13 protein-coding genes are annotated in these 16,150 nt (G+C 59.4%); 11 read left to right on the top strand and 2 right to left on the bottom strand.

Annotation, left to right across the window (positions count from 1 at the left end; translation table 11 throughout):
- On the top strand, positions 1-318 hold a 318-nt coding region (locus RRB22_13885), incomplete at its 5' end, for a hypothetical protein (GenBank protein ID MDT8385493.1).
- Positions 319-556: 238 nt separating this feature from the next.
- On the opposite strand, the gene RRB22_13880 is transcribed toward RRB22_13885, so the two are convergent.
- Positions 557-2,452 carry a sigma 54-interacting transcriptional regulator gene (locus tag RRB22_13880; GenBank protein ID MDT8385492.1) on the bottom strand — a complete coding sequence of 632 codons (1,896 nt, stop codon included), beginning with the start codon at positions 2,450-2,452 and terminating at the stop codon, positions 557-559.
- Between the two features lie 334 nt (positions 2,453-2,786).
- Here RRB22_13880 and RRB22_13875 point away from each other — a divergent pair, with 334 nt between their 5' ends.
- The 5 genes from RRB22_13875 (at position 2,787) to RRB22_13855 (ending at position 7,383) form a co-directional block, all read left to right on the top strand.
- On the top strand, positions 2,787-4,286 hold the full coding sequence (locus tag RRB22_13875) for an ABC transporter substrate-binding protein (protein ID MDT8385491.1): 1,500 nt from the start codon (positions 2,787-2,789) through the stop codon (positions 4,284-4,286).
- Positions 4,286-5,116 carry a nitrate ABC transporter permease gene (gene ntrB / locus RRB22_13870; protein ID MDT8385490.1) on the top strand — a complete coding sequence of 277 codons (831 nt, stop codon included), beginning with the start codon at positions 4,286-4,288 and terminating at the stop codon, positions 5,114-5,116. The genes RRB22_13875 and ntrB overlap by 1 nt, the downstream gene beginning before the upstream one ends.
- A 10-nt stretch (positions 5,117-5,126) precedes the next feature.
- On the top strand, positions 5,127-6,032 hold the full coding sequence (locus RRB22_13865; protein MDT8385489.1) for an ABC transporter ATP-binding protein: 906 nt from the start codon (positions 5,127-5,129) through the stop codon (positions 6,030-6,032).
- Between the two features lie 64 nt (positions 6,033-6,096).
- A complete protein-coding gene (gene cynS / locus RRB22_13860) occupies positions 6,097-6,537 on the top strand; it encodes a cyanase (protein ID MDT8385488.1) in 441 nt (146 codons plus the stop codon).
- Between the two features lie 237 nt (positions 6,538-6,774).
- A complete protein-coding gene (locus RRB22_13855; GenBank protein ID MDT8385487.1) occupies positions 6,775-7,383 on the top strand; it encodes a DUF2238 domain-containing protein in 609 nt (202 codons plus the stop codon).
- 19 nt (positions 7,384-7,402) lie between these two features.
- Here the strand turns inward: RRB22_13855 and RRB22_13850 are convergent, their stop codons facing one another.
- Positions 7,403-8,161 carry an IclR family transcriptional regulator gene (locus RRB22_13850; protein MDT8385486.1) on the bottom strand — a complete coding sequence of 253 codons (759 nt, stop codon included), beginning with the start codon at positions 8,159-8,161 and terminating at the stop codon, positions 7,403-7,405.
- Positions 8,162-8,336: 175 nt separating this feature from the next.
- On the opposite strand from RRB22_13850, the gene RRB22_13845 reads away from it, so the two are divergent.
- The 5 genes from RRB22_13845 (at position 8,337) to glcF (ending at position 15,900) form a co-directional block, all read left to right on the top strand.
- Positions 8,337-10,559, top strand: a complete 2,223-nt coding sequence (locus RRB22_13845) for a phosphoketolase (GenBank protein ID MDT8385485.1) — start codon at positions 8,337-8,339, stop codon at positions 10,557-10,559.
- A gap of 81 nt (positions 10,560-10,640) precedes the next feature.
- Positions 10,641-11,993, top strand: coding sequence for a four-carbon acid sugar kinase family protein (locus RRB22_13840; protein MDT8385484.1), 1,353 nt, complete (start codon positions 10,641-10,643; stop codon positions 11,991-11,993).
- Positions 11,994-12,098: 105 nt separating this feature from the next.
- Positions 12,099-13,598, top strand: coding sequence for an FAD-linked oxidase C-terminal domain-containing protein (locus tag RRB22_13835; protein ID MDT8385483.1), 1,500 nt, complete (start codon positions 12,099-12,101; stop codon positions 13,596-13,598).
- A gap of 16 nt (positions 13,599-13,614) precedes the next feature.
- Positions 13,615-14,673: a glycolate oxidase subunit GlcE gene (gene glcE / locus RRB22_13830; protein ID MDT8385482.1), complete on the top strand. Its 1,059-nt coding sequence runs from the start codon at positions 13,615-13,617 to the stop codon at positions 14,671-14,673.
- 6 nt (positions 14,674-14,679) lie between these two features.
- Positions 14,680-15,900: a glycolate oxidase subunit GlcF gene (gene glcF, locus RRB22_13825; GenBank protein MDT8385481.1), complete on the top strand. Its 1,221-nt coding sequence runs from the start codon at positions 14,680-14,682 to the stop codon at positions 15,898-15,900.
- The last annotated feature ends 250 nt before the right edge of the window (positions 15,901-16,150 follow it).

The raw sequence follows: 16,150 nt of genomic DNA, 5'->3' as shown, positions 1-16,150 counted from the left end.
CGTTGGGGGCTTTGCCAGAACCAAAACTTACCCACAGATTCTGCTGAAGAGCCAAAATTAGAGGCCTATAAAGGAAGAGGCAATAATGCTCCAATACATAGTCGTGATATGGAAGATATTCTCAGTGTATTTGATGGGAGAGCAGAACTTGTTGCGGAAATCGGGCAAGCAGAAACAGGGATTCAAAATTATATAAGTGAAGAATTAGGTCAATTGCTTGAGCACCCGGATTTTGATTATGTTGTACAAAGTACAGCCCAAAGGCAGGGGGGTAGGGAGGCACTCATTTTTGAAAGGTTGGAAGCAGTTATAAAATGAAGAATTTATATCGATTTAAATGTCTGCTCGGTTGATTACAAAGGAATATCTAGCCGAATTGGACGTTAGTTGGCAACCTTCCGGGGCTCGACCGTTTGTCAGGAAAGATAAACGGGACAGCTGCAGGCGCTCCCTGCCGGGGTGGGCGCCAGGGCTGGTGCGCATCAATCCCTCGCTCTGCGCCACATAAAACTGGCCCCGCCTGTTGGGGTCTTTTGTATGTGGCGAAATCCCCAGGTTATTGATTCACAAACCGGTAGCGGTTGATCCCCAGCTTTTTAATCCTCGATGCCAGGGTGGTGGGTTTCATCGCCAGCATTTCTGCGGCGCCGTTTTTGCCGAACAGTCGGCCGTTGCATTTCTCCAGCGCGGCGACGATGTTATTCAGCTCCTGCTGGCGCAGTTCGGCCTGGGTATGGATATGGCCGGGTATGTGGCCCGCCGGTCTGTGCGATCTTGTGCCCTGTGCATGGGCGCTGAAGTCCAGATGCAGTCTTCCGTCCCGGGAAAGGATCACCGAGCGCTCGATGACATTCATCAGTTCACGGATATTGCCCGGCCAGTGGTAGGCCTGCATGCGTTCGATGTCCCCCTTCGTCAGTTGGACCTCGGGCTTATGTACCGCGGGCTTGCCAAGGTTTTTGCAGGTGATGCGCAGGAAGTGGGTGACGAGCAGGGGGATATCTTCGAGCCGCTCACGCAGGGGGATCGATTCAATGGGAAAGACATTCAGGCGAAAATACAGATCTTCCCTGAAGCGCCTGGCCTCGGCCTCTGTTTTCAGGTTGCGGTTGGTGGCCGCGATGATACGCACATCCACGCGCCGGGTGGTGGATTCGCCCACCCGTTCAAATTGCTGCTCCTGTAGCACGCGCAAGAGTTTTCCCTGCAGGTCCATCGGTATCTCGCCAATCTCGTCAAGGAAAAGGGTGCCGCCGTCGGCCAGTTCAAATCGGCCGGCGCGATCGCTGACTGCGCCGGTAAAGGCCCCCTTGATGTGGCCGAAGAATTCGCTCTCAAACAGTTCATGCGGAATGGATGCGCAGTTGACGCGGATCATCGGCCGGTCATGGCGGTCGCTATGCTCATGGATGGCGCGGGCAATCAGTTCCTTGCCGGTACCGGATTCACCGGTAATGAGGACTGCGGCATTGGTCGGGGCGACCAGTTCAATCTGGCGGATCACCTGATTGATGGCGGCGCTGTTGCCCACGATCTCCTTATAGTTATGCCCGGTGAGATATTCCTCCTGCAGATAGGCATTTTCCAGTTCCAGTTTTCGCTTCAGGGTCTGCACCTCGTTGAGGGCGGCATGCAGTTTTGTCTCTGCCTGTTTGCGTTCGCTGATGTCGCGGAAGATGACCACCGCGCCGATCAGGCGCCCTTCTTCCATGATGGGCGTGCTGGTGTATTCCACCGGGATTGAGTTTCCGTCCCTGCGCCAGAACACCTCGTTATCGATATGGCGTACCTCGCCGTCGCGAAATGCCGCAAAGATGTGACATTCATGATCGGGATAGTGATCGCCATCGGCATGACTGTGGTGGATCAGCTTGTGGATATTTCTTCCGCTCAGTTCATCGGCCCGCCAGCCCAGGATGCGTTCAGCCGCGGCATTGATGAAGGTGGTGTTGCCTTCGGTATCGACACCATAGATACCTTCACCGGCCGCATTGAGGATCAACTGATTCTGGCGCTCGAATTCCCTGAATACCGAATCGATACTTTTCCAGCCTTCCAGTCCCTCACGCTGGAGTGAGTTGGCCTCGGTGATGCGTCGCAGGTCTTCGATTTTTTCATGATTACGCAGCGTGCAGATCATCAGCGTGGCGTCCGGCTCCTGCAGCACGCTGGCGGAGACCTCCAGCCGTAGCGGATTATTTTTCTGGTCCAGCGCGTGCAGCTCGTTGCTCCAGTAACGTCCCTTGTGCAGCACTGCCTGGGTAAAGGCAATCATGCCCGCCAGATCCGGCAGGAAAAGGTGGCTCGGGCGCAGCCGGTCAAACGCCTGCGCGGTATAGCCGAGCAGGATCTGCGCCTCGGGGTTGGCCTTGAGCACGGTGTCGTTGTAGGGGTCGATCAGCAGCACGGCATCGCTGAGATGGAGGAACAGGTTTTCGATCTGTGTGGGCATGATGGGCTTTCCCGGATGAAGGTTTCATGACGGCGATATCCCTGTATTCCATGATCTGTGCCAATGCTACGAGGCTTCGTAATCACGATTACGAAAACGCGTTGTTCTACGAAATTTCAGCGTCGTCACTTTTTACCCCGTCGATAAAGACCTGTTTTATTTCAATGCCTTAGCGGAATCATTCGTGGCTGGCACGGCCTGTGCTCTAGATCATGGCAGTGGTGCAGATCATCGTTGTGAAGACACTGTTTTGCTCGAGATGGCGATGATGATTTGCACTAAAAGAGAGCGCTGTCGAAAACCATGCACTACAGGTAAGCAAGGGGAAAATCCGATGACCTACAAGAGCCTTAACGATCCGTTTAATCCGCACAGCAACCTGACGCACAAGGCCAGTTGTGATTGCCCACTGTGTAACAGCGCCAGGCAGGATCCCTCGCGTGATGGACTGACTGCCGGCCAGCGTCAGGATCAGCTGGAAAATGCGCTGTACGAATCCGCGACCAGTCAGCCGCACGCATCCGGGCAGGGCGCTACAGTTCACACGCCCGAGTCGGGTAGTGCCGCATTTGATTCGGCTGAGGAAATGATGGATCGGGCGATTGAAAGCGCGGTGGTGCGCTCGGTGTTCGGCCACAATGAAATGAGCCGTCGCGCCTTTCTCGGTCTGGTGGGGGCTGGCACCGCCGCTGCGGTGTTCGGCGCCCTGTTTCCGCTGGCGGAGGCGAAGGCCGCGCTCAAGGACAGTATGGGCAAGCTGGAGAAAACCAAACTGGATGTAGGCTTTGTGCCGATTACCTGCGCCACGCCGATCATCATGGCGCACCCGATGGGTTTCTATGCGAAGTACGGGCTGGATGTCAACGTGATCAAGACCGCCGGCTGGGCGGTGGCGCGAGACAAATCCTTATCCAACGAATATGACGCCGCGCACATGCTGACGCCGATGCCGTTGGCGATGAGCATGGGCGCCGGCTCTACGGCCAAGCCTTACATCATGCCTGCGGTGGAAAACATCAACGGCCAGGCCATCGTCCTGCATGTGGACCACAAGGACAAGCGCGATCCAAAACAGTGGAAAGGGTTTAAATTCGGTGTGCCGTTCGAATACTCGATGCACAACTTCCTGTTACGTTATTACGTCGCCGAACACGGTCTGGACCCGGACAAGGATATCCAGATCCGCGTTGTGCCACCGCCGGAAATGGTCGCCAACCTGCGTGCCGGCAATCTTGACGGCTATCTCTCGCCTGACCCGTTCAATCAGCGCGCGGTATGGGAGAAGGTCGGCTTCATTCACATGCTGACCAAAGACATCTGGGAAGGCCATCCCTGTTGCGCGTTTGCCTGCTCCAAAGAGTTTGCCGTCAATAACCCCAACACCTACGGCGCGCTGTTGCGTTCCATTATTGATGCCACCCATTACTCGGCCAAGCAGGAAAACCGCAGTGAGATCGCCGAGGCGATTGCGCCGAAAAACTATCTCAATCAGCCCGTGCCGGTTATTCAACAGGTGCTCACCGGCCGGTATGCCGATGGCCTGGGCGGGGTAATGGATGTGCCTAACCGTATCGACTTTGATCCCTTCCCGTGGCACTCGATGGGTGTGTGGATCCTCACCCAGATGAAGCGCTGGGGCTACATCAAGGGCGATGTCAATTACCGGCAGATTGCGGAGGAGGTCTATCTTGCCGCAGACACTGCCAGGATCATGAAGGAGCTGGGTTATACGCCGCCGGGCAAAACCTACCAGAACTACACCATCATGGGTAAGGAGTTTGATTACACCAAACCCGAGGAATACGTTCAGAGCTTCAAGATCCGGAGGAGCTGATGCACAAGTCACTGCCATTCAGGTCGGCCCTGTTATCGCTGGTGCTGTTGGCGCTGTTTCTCGCTTTCTGGGAAGGCCTCAACATTGTGCCCAGGGATACCGCGCCGCAGTCTGAATACGAGCTGTTGATGGGAGGCGCCTCGCAGGAGGCGCGTGTACCGCCGCCATCCGCCGTGTTCAGTCTGGCACTGGCCGAACTGGGCAACCCTTTTTATGATGCCGGGCCCAATGACAAGGGTATCGGTATTCAGTTGGGTTACTCGATCTATCGGGTATTGACGGGCTTCCTGCTTGCGGCGCTGGTGGCCATCCCGATCGGTTTTCTGGTGGGTATGTCGCCGTTGATGCACAAGGCGCTGAACCCGTTTATTCAGGTGTTGCGACCGATATCGCCGTTGGCATGGATGCCGCTCGCCCTGTTCATCATCCAGGACTCCGAGGCCTCGGCAATCTTCGTAATTTTCATCTGCTCGATCTGGCCCATGTTGACCAACACCGCGTTTGGTGTCTCCAACGTGCGTCAGGACTGGATCAACGTGGCGCGTACCCACGAGCTGGGGCCGTTGAAGACGGCATTCCAGGTCATCCTGCCCGCCGCGGCGCCGACGATCCTCACCGGCATGAGAATTTCTGTCGGCATCGCATGGCTGGTGATTGTGGCGGCCGAGATGCTGGTGGGGGGTACCGGTATCGGTTACTACGTGTGGAACGAGTGGAATAACCTGGATCTGGCCAGCGTCATTTTTTCCATCCTGATGATCGGTATTGTCGGCATGCTGCTTGATATGGCGCTCGGCACGGTCAGTCGGCTGGTCGCATACGAAGAGTAGGAGCTAAGACATGACGACACAATTCGTCGAAGTACAGGGGTTGGCGAAACGCTACCCGAATCCGCGGGGCGAACAGGACCTGACGGTGTTTGATAACGCAAATTTTGGCATCAACAAGGGTGAGTTTGTCTGCATCATCGGCCATTCCGGCTGTGGCAAGTCCACTATCCTGAATATCCTCGCCGGTCTGGATGAGGCCAGTGACGGCGCCGTGATCATGAACGGCCGGGAGGTCGCGGGCCCGAGTCTGGAGCGTGGTGTCGTGTTCCAGAACTACAGCCTGTTGCCGTGGCGCAATACGCTGAACAATATTACCTTCGCGGTCGCCGCGCGCTGGCCGCGGTGGAGCCGGGAACAGGTCGTCGAACACAGCATGAAGTTCCTGTCGCTGGTCGGGCTGAAAGGGGTCGAGCACCGCAAGCCCTCGCAGCTTTCCGGCGGTATGCGCCAGCGGGTCAGTATCGCCCGCGCCTTTGCCACCCAGCCCCAGTTACTGCTGATGGATGAGCCGTTCGGTGCGCTGGATGCGCTGACGCGCGGCATGATCCAGGAAGAGCTGCTGAAGATCTGGGAAGAGACGCAGCAAACCGTGTTTATGATCACCCATGATGTGGACGAGGCAATCTTGCTCTCCGATCGCATCCTGCTGATGACCAATGGGCCGCAGGCGCGGGTCGCCGAATCGGTCGAGGTATCGATACCCCGCCCGCGCAACCGCACCGACATTATCCATCACCCCGGCTATTACCGGATCCGCAACCATCTGGTGGACTTTCTGATCAATCGCTCCAGGGAACTGTCCGGCTCCTCCGTCAGCGCCGTGGCGACGGACAGCAAGCATCCCCTGGTGGTCGACCCCGCCGCGGAACCCGAGCCGGCGATGAAGAAGGACCACTATCAACGGGCGGCCGGCTAGCGACGGCCTGCGCAACAGGCACTCGCAAACACATGACATCAACCTGAGAGCAGGAGAAATAACCATGAACAAGATTGAAATGACCGAAGAGATCATGGCGGCCAAAAACCGCGCAGCACTGGGCTGGGAGGCCATTGCCGAACAGGTGGGGCTGGCGCCGGTGTTTCTCACCTCCGCCTGCCTGGGCATGAACAGCCTCAAGCCCGAATTCGCCGACAAGGTGTGTGAGGTGCTGGGTTTGCCGGAGGCGGTCTCCAGCGCATTGCAGGCGTTTCCGCACAAGAGCTGGGATAAGGCCGTGCCCACCGACCCGGTCATCTACCGCTGGTACGAGATTGTCGGCGTGTATGGCGACACGATCAAGGCGCTGATCCATGAAAAATTCGGCGACGGCATCATGAGCGCGATCGACTTCTCCATGCACATTGATAAGGAACCCAACCCGGCCGGGGATCGCGTCGTCGTCACCCTCAACGGCAAATTCCTGCCTTACAAGAGCTGGTAAGTGCGTCATCGATGAAGGGCAGGGCGCAGCGGTCGAACCGGCCGCTGCGCATAAACGCCGCGCAGAAAAATTCCCCCGGTTTCGTCCCCTGTTTTGCCTCTTGTTTTGGTTCTTGTTTTGTAAGCCACACCCTCTACCGGTTATATTGGCTCAGCACTGACTTATTCAGAAAACGATTCGATAACCGGCACCTGCGTGGTGAACGTAAAATAGAAAGTAAAACAGGAAGTGACATCGTTGAAATTCATCTGGCTGATTATATTCGCGGCGGTTTTCCTGTGGTCCGCCATTGAACCCAAGGACCGATTCGTCTGGTTTCTGGAGGTCTTTCCCGCCATCGTCGGCTTTATCGCCATCGCGGCAACCTATCACAGCTTCCGCCTGACCCCGCTGTTGTATGTGCTGATCCTGCTGCACTGCATCATCTTGATGATCGGTGGGCACTACACCTACGCCGAGGTCCCCCTGTTCAATGAGCTAAAGGAGCTGTTCGGCCTGGAGCGCAACAATTACGACAAGCTCGGGCATTTCGCCCAGGGCTTTGTGCCGGCGCTGATTACCCGTGAGATTGTCATCCGCAATGCGGTCTTCAATGGCGCGGCGTGGCGCAACCTGTTCATCATTTGCCTGTGTCTCGCCCTGAGCGCCTTTTATGAACTCATCGAATGGTGGGTCGCGATTGCCACCGGCGAGGGCGCCGAGGCCTTTCTCGGCACCCAGGGGTATAGCTGGGATACCCAGTCGGATATGGCACTGGCGCTGGTGGGCGCCATTACGGGGCTGGTGTTGCTTTCGCGCCTGCACGACAGGCAGTTAGGCCGGATCGGTATGGCGAACTCTGGTTAGAAGGGGTACGTGGTAGAGGCTAGCCGCGATAACCCAGTTGCGCGGACAGACGCTGTCCGGCCTGCTGCACCAGTGCGATCCATTCATCGCTGCGACGCTCGATAGGGGCGGAGATGGACAGGCCGGCGACGACCGCGGCGGATGCGTCGCGCACCACCACGCCGATACAGCCGACGCCCAGTTCGGCCTCTTCATTGTCCAGTGCATAGCCGTTACGCATCGCTGCCCTGATCTGTTCGCCCAATTGCTCCCTGGTGCCGACGGTGTTGTCGGTAAACATCGGCAGGCCGGTACGCTCGGCATAGTCGTTCCAGGCCTGTTCGCCCATGTCACCGAGCATCAACTTGCCCACCGCGGTGACATGCAGGGGGGCGCGACTGCCGATAACCTGCTCAACGCGGATGGCGCGCCGGCCGACCATGCGCTCGACATAAACCACCTCGTCGCCTTCCTGCAGGGTCAGGTTCACGGTCTCGCCAACCGCGTCACGCAGCCACTCCATGATCGGTCGGGCCTCCACGCGCAGGTCGAGGCGTGACCGCACCCGATCACCCCAGCCCAGCAGACGGGTACCCAGCCGGTAATCGCCCAGCTTGTCCTTTTCTACCAAGCCGTGGGTGACCAGTGCGCCCAGTATGCGAAAGGCGGTGGAGGGGTGCAGCAGGGTATCTGCCGCCAGGAATTTGAGACTCACCGGGTGATCGTATTGCGACAGGGCGTCGAGCAAAAACACGGCGCGGTCTACGACTTGTATCGAGCTATGTAGTTTGTTGTCCATATTTCATATTATGAAATCGATTGTGTATTGTGAAATCCTAACTGTTTTAGTAAGGTACTGCAAGAGGTCACTTTAAACCGGGTTTTAACCGGGTACCCCTGGCCCGGCAGCGAGCCTCCCCCTCCACTCGCTGCCGGCCAGGGGGGCCCGTCTCTACAACAGAGGAGTTCAGCACATGTCCGCAATCCCAGAGTACGATCCGCAGTCCATCCCCGATTTTTGTGAAGGCATTCAGCATTTTGGCAAGGAATGGCCGGAATTTGACCAGCTCGGGGCAGCGGCGGTCATCGCCGAAGGCCAGACTGCAGTGGCCAATGCCCAGGATCGTCAGGCCGGCTATCAGACCCTGTTGATGGCCGACGCCCTGCGCTATCTCACCTTGCAGGTGACCGGCGCCAAGGGCTCCGGTCACCCCGGTGGCTTTGCCTCCAGTACCGAGGCCTATGCCTCGCTGGTCATGCTCGGCCACACCAACATCATTACCGAAGTGGGTCACCACGCCCCCGGCTTTTACTCGGCCATGTTCCTGGATACCTCGCTGGAGGAAATGGGCATCAAGACCGTGGCGGACATGCGGGCACGTTTTCGTGAGCGTCACGGCCTGCTCGGCCATCTGTCCGGCGCCATCCCCGGCATTCTCGCCCCGGCCGGCCCGCTGGGGCAGGGCCAGCACTTTGCCCTGGCCGGTGCCATGTTGCACTGCGACAAGCTCTTCCCCTTCACCATGGGTGATGGCGGTATGGGCGAGCCCTATATCCTGTCCGCCATGCAGCATTTCAATGTGGCCTATCCCGAGGTCACCAACTTCCTGCCAGTACTGGTGTGGAACGGTTACAGCCAGGAGCACCACTCCATGGTGTCGCGCATGAGCAATGCGGAGATGACGGCCTACTGGCAGGGTCACGGTTTCAAGAACGTGGTGATTGTCGACGCCAAGGACTTTGATGACAGCAACCAGCAAGGGGCCTATGTCGACAGCACCTACTTCTCGTTTGACCGGCGTGTGGCCTTTGCCCAGGCGGTGCTCGAAGCTATGGATGCCGCGGCCAGAGCGGCCAGTAGCGGGATATTGTCCTGCTTCATCATCAAGCAGATGAAAGGCGCCGGCGTGCACACGGTCGGTTCCAAATCACACAACCTGTATCCGGCCGACACCCTGGACAAGCCGCATATCATTGAAGGCCTGCAACGTCGCGCCATCTCGCCGCGTGCCTGGTCCCTGGTGCGGGAGAACTTCGTGCGCGCCGGCGGTGGGCCGGCGGTGAAGACCTCGGTCACCGAATCGGTGCTGGGGATTGCGCCGCTGGGCAAACTGCCGACCACGGATTTCGCCATCGGTGACCAGCAGGTGCCATCGACGGCGATGGGCGTGCTGGTCGGTGCGGTGGGCAAGGCCGACCCGCGGTATCTGGTCACCAATGCCGATGGCAACGAGGCCTCGGGCATGAAGAACATCAACGATGTGTTGAAGATTCGTCACCCGACCGAAGACGCGCTGTACAACCAGACACCGACCGGTCAGGTGTATGAACCGCTCAACGAAGACGCCTGTGCGGGTCTGGCTGCGGGTCTGTCGCTGTTTGGTTCGCGGGCCATCTGGCTGTCGTATGAGAGCTTTGCCATCAATGGCTGGCCGATTGTACAAACCGTCACCCAGGCCATGGCCGAGCTGCGCCGTAGGACGCCGTCCGTCATGTGCATGTTCACCGCCGGTGCGCTGGAACAGGGTCGCAACGGCTGGACCCACCAGCGCCCGGAGATCGAAAACTTTTTCGCCGCGCAGATGCGTAACGGCAATGTGTATCCGCTGTTCCCGTGTGATGCCAATGCCATCCAGGTGGCGTATGAGTGGGGCATCAACAGCTTCAACAAGGGCGTGGCCATTATTGCCTCGAAAAGCCCGCTGCCGGTTTATGTATCGCTGGAAGATGCGCGCAAGGGCATCGAGGATGGTGCCATTACGCTGTACGAAAGTGCCAGGGGTGACAAGGGCAGCGTGGTGATCGCTGCCACCGGTGACATGGTGTTCCTGCCGGTGTTTGCCGCCCGGGATCAACTCGAGGCGCAAGGCTATCGCGTGCGCATCGTGGCGGTGATGAATCCGCGTCGGCTTTATCGTCCCACCGATGTGGCGTGGGATACGGTGTCCGAGCCGGACAATGCCTTCATGGATGATGATCATTTCAACGCGCTGTTCGATGCCGACGCCCTGCTGGCGGTCACTGGCGGCCCCAGTGCCGTGCTCGAACCGGTGTTGCTGCGCAGCCGCGCACCACGCCGCGACACCTTTTGCTGGAAGCGCGGTGAGACCACGGCCACGGCGGACGAGATCATGGCCTTCAACGGCATTACCGCCGAGGCCATGTGCCAGCGGGCGATAGAACTCGTCGGCAAGTGAGGTGCGCCGGGCGCGGGCAGGTGTCGGCCAGAGTGACAGTCGACACCTGCTACCTTATATGAATCACCACGGAGTCAGGCCATGACCGATACCAAAATCGTCGTGCTCGATGACGACCCGACCGGATCGCAGACGGTGCATAGTTGCCTGCTGCTGACGCGGTGGGATGTCGAGACGCTCAAAGCGGCATTGCAGGATGCCTCGCCGCTATTTTTTGTGCTCACTAATACGCGCGGCATGGGCGCCACCGAGGCGGCCGGGGTGACGCGCGAAGTGTGTCGCAACCTGCGTCTGGCACTCGATGCCCTGGCCGGGTCCGGCACCGACATCAATCCGATTCTGGTGAGCCGTTCGGACTCGACCCTGCGTGGCCACTACCCGGTGGAAACCGATGTGATTGCCGAGGAGCTCGGACCTTTCGATGCGCACTTTCTCACCCCCGCATTTTTTGAGGGCGGGCGGGTGACGCGCGACAGCGTGCACTATCTCATGGTCAACGGCACGCCAGTGCCGGTGCACGAGACCGAGTTTGCCAAAGATTCGGTATTCGGTTTTCGCCACAGCTATTTGCCCGACTATGTGGAGGAAAAAACCCAGGGCCGGATCAGGGCCGCACAGGTGGAGCGTTTCACCCTGGCCGATGTGCGCACGGATATTCAGGCGCGCCTGCTGGGGCTGGAGCACAACACCTGTGCAGTGGTGGATGCCGAGCAGCAGAGTGATATGGATCAGTTCGCCGCGCAAATCCGCCGTGCCGCCGCGCAGGGCAAACGCTTTCTGTTTCGCAGCGCCGCGAGTCTGCTGACCTCGCTGGCACAACTGCCACCGCAACCCGTCGCCGCCGATGCCATGCGCGAGTATGTGCGCAACGGCAAACCTGGCGCCGTCATCGTCGGTTCGCACGTCAGCAAAACCACGGCCCAATTGCATATCCTGTTGCAGCAGCCGGGCATCGTGCCGCTGGAAGTGGATGTCGAGCGCATCGAACACGAGCGCGAGGCCTTGCGGCGCTCCCTTTGCGATGCCGCAGCGCTGGCGTATCACGCCGGCAAAACGGTGGTGATCTTTACCAGCCGCACGGAAAAGAATTTTGCGGATCAGCAAACCCGCCTGGCCTTCGGTATGATGGTGTCGGCATTTCTGATGGATATTGTGCGCAATCTGCCGCAGGGCATCGGTTTCCTGATCAGCAAGGGCGGCATCACCTCCAACGATGTCCTGAGTGATGGGCTGGCGCTGCGCACCTCGCGCGTGGTCGGGCAGATTCTCGCCGGCTGTTCCGTGGTGCGCTGTCCAGAGGATCACCCGCGTTATCCGCGCTTACCGGTGGTGATTTTTCCGGGCAATGTGGGTGACGAGTCCGCGCTGGCGACCGTCTATAATCGCCTCTCGGCAACGCTGGCGGCCGGGATTGGCCAGGTGGTCTCCGCCTAACTGGAGACAGCCGTAATGAAAACGAATTTGCAGACAGTCATTGCCGCGTGCCACAGGCGGCGATGGGTTGCTGCAAGGTATCTGAGCGGGCAAAGGCCTTAAGGCATGCACACACACACGCACAACATTGACGCGATCCCGCAGGCCCGCATCAGCAAGGCGGATCTGCTCGCCCGCTTGCAGGCCCTGCTGCCGGCCAGCGCGGTGCTGCACGAGGCGGAGGATTTGCGTCCCTATGAATGCGATGGCCTGTCCGCCTATCGGCGCCTACCGATGGTCGTGGTGCTGCCCGAGACCATCGAGCAAGTGCAGGCCATCGTAAAGCTGTGTTATGAACAGAATGTGCCGGTGGTGGCACGCGGCGCCGGCACGGGTCTGTCCGGCGGCGCCCTGCCGTTGGAGCAGGGCGTGCTGCTCAGCCTGGCGCGTTTTACCTCTATCCTCGACCTCGATCCACAGGGGCGCACGGCGCGCGTGCAGCCCGGCGTGCGCAATCTGGCGATCTCCGATGCGGCCCGGCCATTCGGCCTGTATTACGCGCCCGATCCCTCTTCGCAAATTGCCTGCACGATCGGCGGCAACGTGGCGGAAAATTCCGGCGGGGTGCATTGCCTCAAATACGGGCTGACGGTGCACAATATTCGCGCCCTGAAAATTGTCACCATTGAAGGGGAGCTGCTCACTATCGGCAGCATGGCGCTGGACAGTCCCGGTTATGATTTGCTGGCTATTATGACTGGCTCCGAAGGCATGCTCGGCATCATTGTCGAGGTCACGGTCAATCTGCTACCCGTTCCCGAACGCGCCCAGGTGTTGCTCGCCGCGTTTGATGATGTGGAAAAGGCCGGTGTGGCAGTCGGCGCCATCATCGCCGCCGGGGTCATTCCCGCTGGCCTGGAAATGATGGACCGGCTGGCGATCAAGGCGGCCGAGGATTTTGTGCATGCCGGTTATCCGCGTGACGCCGAGGCGATCCTGCTGTGCGAACTCGATGGCAGCAACGAGGAGGTGTCCGAGCAGGTCATGCAGGTGCGGGAGATTCTCCAGCACAGTGGTGCAACCGAGGTGCGTACCGCGCGCGACGAACAGGAACGCGCCGTGTTCTGGAAGGGGCGCAAGGCCGCCTTCCCGGCGGTAGGCCGTATCTCGCCCGATTATTACTGCATGGATGGCACGATTCCGCGCAAGCGCCTACCCGAAGTGCTGCGCCGCATGAATGAGCTGTCGCTTCATTACCAGCTGCCGGTGGCCAACGTGTTTCATGCCGGGGACGGCAATCTGCATCCGCTGATCCTTTATGATGCGAACATCCCGGGCGAGCTTGAACGCACCGAGGAGTTTGGTGCAAGGATTCTGGAACTGTGTGTGGAAGTGGGCGGCACCATCACCGGCGAGCACGGCGTGGGAATGGAAAAGATCAACCAGATGTGCAGCCAGTTCAATCCGGCGGAACTCACCCAGTTTCATGCGCTCAAGCAGGCATTCGACGCGCGGGGATTATTGAATCCCGGCAAGGCGGTGCCCACGCTGCATCGTTGCGCCGAATTCGGCGCCATGCATGTGCACAAGGGTGAGCTGGCCTTCCCCGAACTGGAACGGTTTTGAGCGCAACCCAATCACCATGTCTGATCTGACCAATAGCCTGCAACAGCAAGTCGAGACCGCCATCGCAGAGCGCTGCGCGCTGCGCATCGTCGGTGGCGACAGCAAGTCTTTTTATGGCCGCACCCCACAGGGTGAAGCACTGCATGTCGCTGGGCATAGTGGCATCGTGTCTTACGAGCCCACCGAACTGGTGATTACCGCGCGTGCCGGTACGCCGCTGGATCAGATCGAACAGACGCTGCACGCCAGTCAGCAGATGCTGCCGTTTGAGCCGCCGCATTTTGGTACTACCGCCACCCTTGGCGGCACCATCGCCTGCAACCTTTCCGGGCCACGTCGGCCTTACAGCGGTGCGGCGAGAGACTTTGTGTTAGGTACGCGGGTCATTAACGGCAAGGCGGAAGTGCTGCGGTTCGGTGGTGAGGTGATGAAGAATGTCGCCGGCTACGATGTGTCGCGGATGATGACGGGCGCCCTGGGCACGCTGGGTGTATTGCTGGATATCAGCCTGAAGGTGCTGCCGTGCCCGGCCAGTGAAACCACCCTGGTGCAGGAATGCACAGAGGCCGGGGCGATCGAGGCCATGAACCGGTGGGCGACCCAACCCTTGCCGCTGAGTGCGAGCGCCTTTGTCGATGGCAGGCTGTATGTGCGCCTGTATGGCACGGAAAAGGGCGTACACGTCGCCAGGGCGCAGATCGGCGGTGAGCTGCTGGCGCAGGGCGATAGCTTCTGGCGCGAGTTGCGCGAACAGCAGCTGGCTTTTTTCAAACAGGCCGGCGCGCTTTGGCGTTTGAGTGTGCCGCCGAATGCGCCGGCCCTGGCGCTGGCGGGTGAGAGTCTGCTGGAATGGGGCGGTGGCCTGCGTTGGTTGTCGACCGATGCCGATGCGCGGAGCGTGCGCGCGGCGGTCGCTGCCGTGGGCGGTCATGCCGCCCTGTTCCGTGGCGGTGACCGCGATGGCGCGGTGTTTCAGCCGCTGGATGCCGGTCTTGCGCAGGTGCATCAACGATTGAAAAACGCCTTTGATCCGCAGCGCATTTTCAATCCCGGCAGAATGTACCAGGACCTGTAGGCCGCCATGCAAACCCGTCTGGTCGAAAAATTCAAAGTCACGCCGGAAGGACAGGAGGCGGAGCAGATCCTGCGCAGCTGCGTGCATTGCGGTTTTTGTACCGCGACCTGCCCCACGTATCAACTGCTGGGCGATGAACTGGATGGACCGCGCGGGCGCATCTATCTGATCAAGCAGGTGCTCGAGGGCCAGCAGGTTACGCGCAAGACCCAGGTACATCTGGACCGCTGCCTGACCTGTCGCGCCTGCGAAACGACCTGTCCTTCCGGGGTGCGTTATGGTCGGTTGGTCGACATCGGCCGGCATGTCGTTGAGGCGCAGGTCGGGCGTGGCGTGGCGGAAAAGGTCATACGCAAACTGCTGCGCATGGTGATCCCCAATACGGCCGTGTTCGCTAGCTTGCTGAATCTCGGGCGCATGGTCCGGCCCGTTTTGCCGCCCGCGCTCAAGGCCAAGATTCCCGTCAGACAGGCCGCCGGCGCATGGCCGCAAAATTCCCATGCGCGCAAGATGCTGGTGCTCGATGGTTGTGTACAGCCGGTCACCGCACCCAATACCAATGCCGCCGCTGCCCGCGTGCTGGATCGTCTGTGTATTGAACTGATTCGGGCCCCGAAGGCGGGCTGTTGTGGCGCGGTGAGTGCGCATTTATCGGCGCACGAAGAGGCACTGGTCGCCATCCGGCGCAACATTGATGCCTGGTGGAGCTATATCGAACAGGGTGCGGAAGCCATTGTGATGACGGCCAGCGGCTGTGGCGTGATGGTAAAAGACTATGCGACCTTGCTGGCGCACGATGCCGCCTACGCGCAAAAGGCGGCACGCGTCTCCGCGCTGACCCGTGACCTGGGCGAGGTGCTCGGCGCCGAAGATCTTGGCGGGTTCGCCGCGCGCGGCCAGGGCCGAAAAATCGCCTTTCATGCCCCCTGTACCCTGCAACATGGTCAACAGCTCGCCGGCACGGTCGAGCAGATACTCACCACCGCCGGTTATCAATTGACCCAGATCGAGGATGCCCATTTATGCTGCGGCTCGGCAGGCACCTATTCGATTTTACAGCCGCAATTATCCAAGCAGCTTTTGGCCAACAAGTTACAGTCCCTGCAGGCCGAACAACCTGAGCTTATCGCCACCGCGAATATCGGTTGCCAGATGCACATGGCGACCAGGGCGCAGGTGCCGGTCAGGCACTGGATTGAATTGCTGGATCCGCACAGCCCCGAATAGCGTTGTACGCGCCTGTCGTTTCAGACCATCGCCGCAGGTAGTGACAGCAGTGAAATCATCCACGCCCTGACTGGCCGGAATGCCATCCTCTTTCTGCGCGAACCAGGAAACGACAATCTCGACATTGTCGACATTGTTGGGTGCCTCCCGCTGATGTGAACATTTATCGATTAAGAAAAAACATCTAATTATTCAGTGTGTTGGTGATGGTTTCGCCGCTTGGCATGTGGCTTGCAAACTACCAGGCAAA

Source organism: Gammaproteobacteria bacterium (assembly GCA_032250735.1).
In the GTDB taxonomy this organism is placed as follows: domain Bacteria; phylum Pseudomonadota; class Gammaproteobacteria; order SZUA-152; family SZUA-152; genus SZUA-152.
Note: the sequence above shows the minus strand (reverse complement) of the source record. Positions and strands in the feature narration are given on the sequence as shown.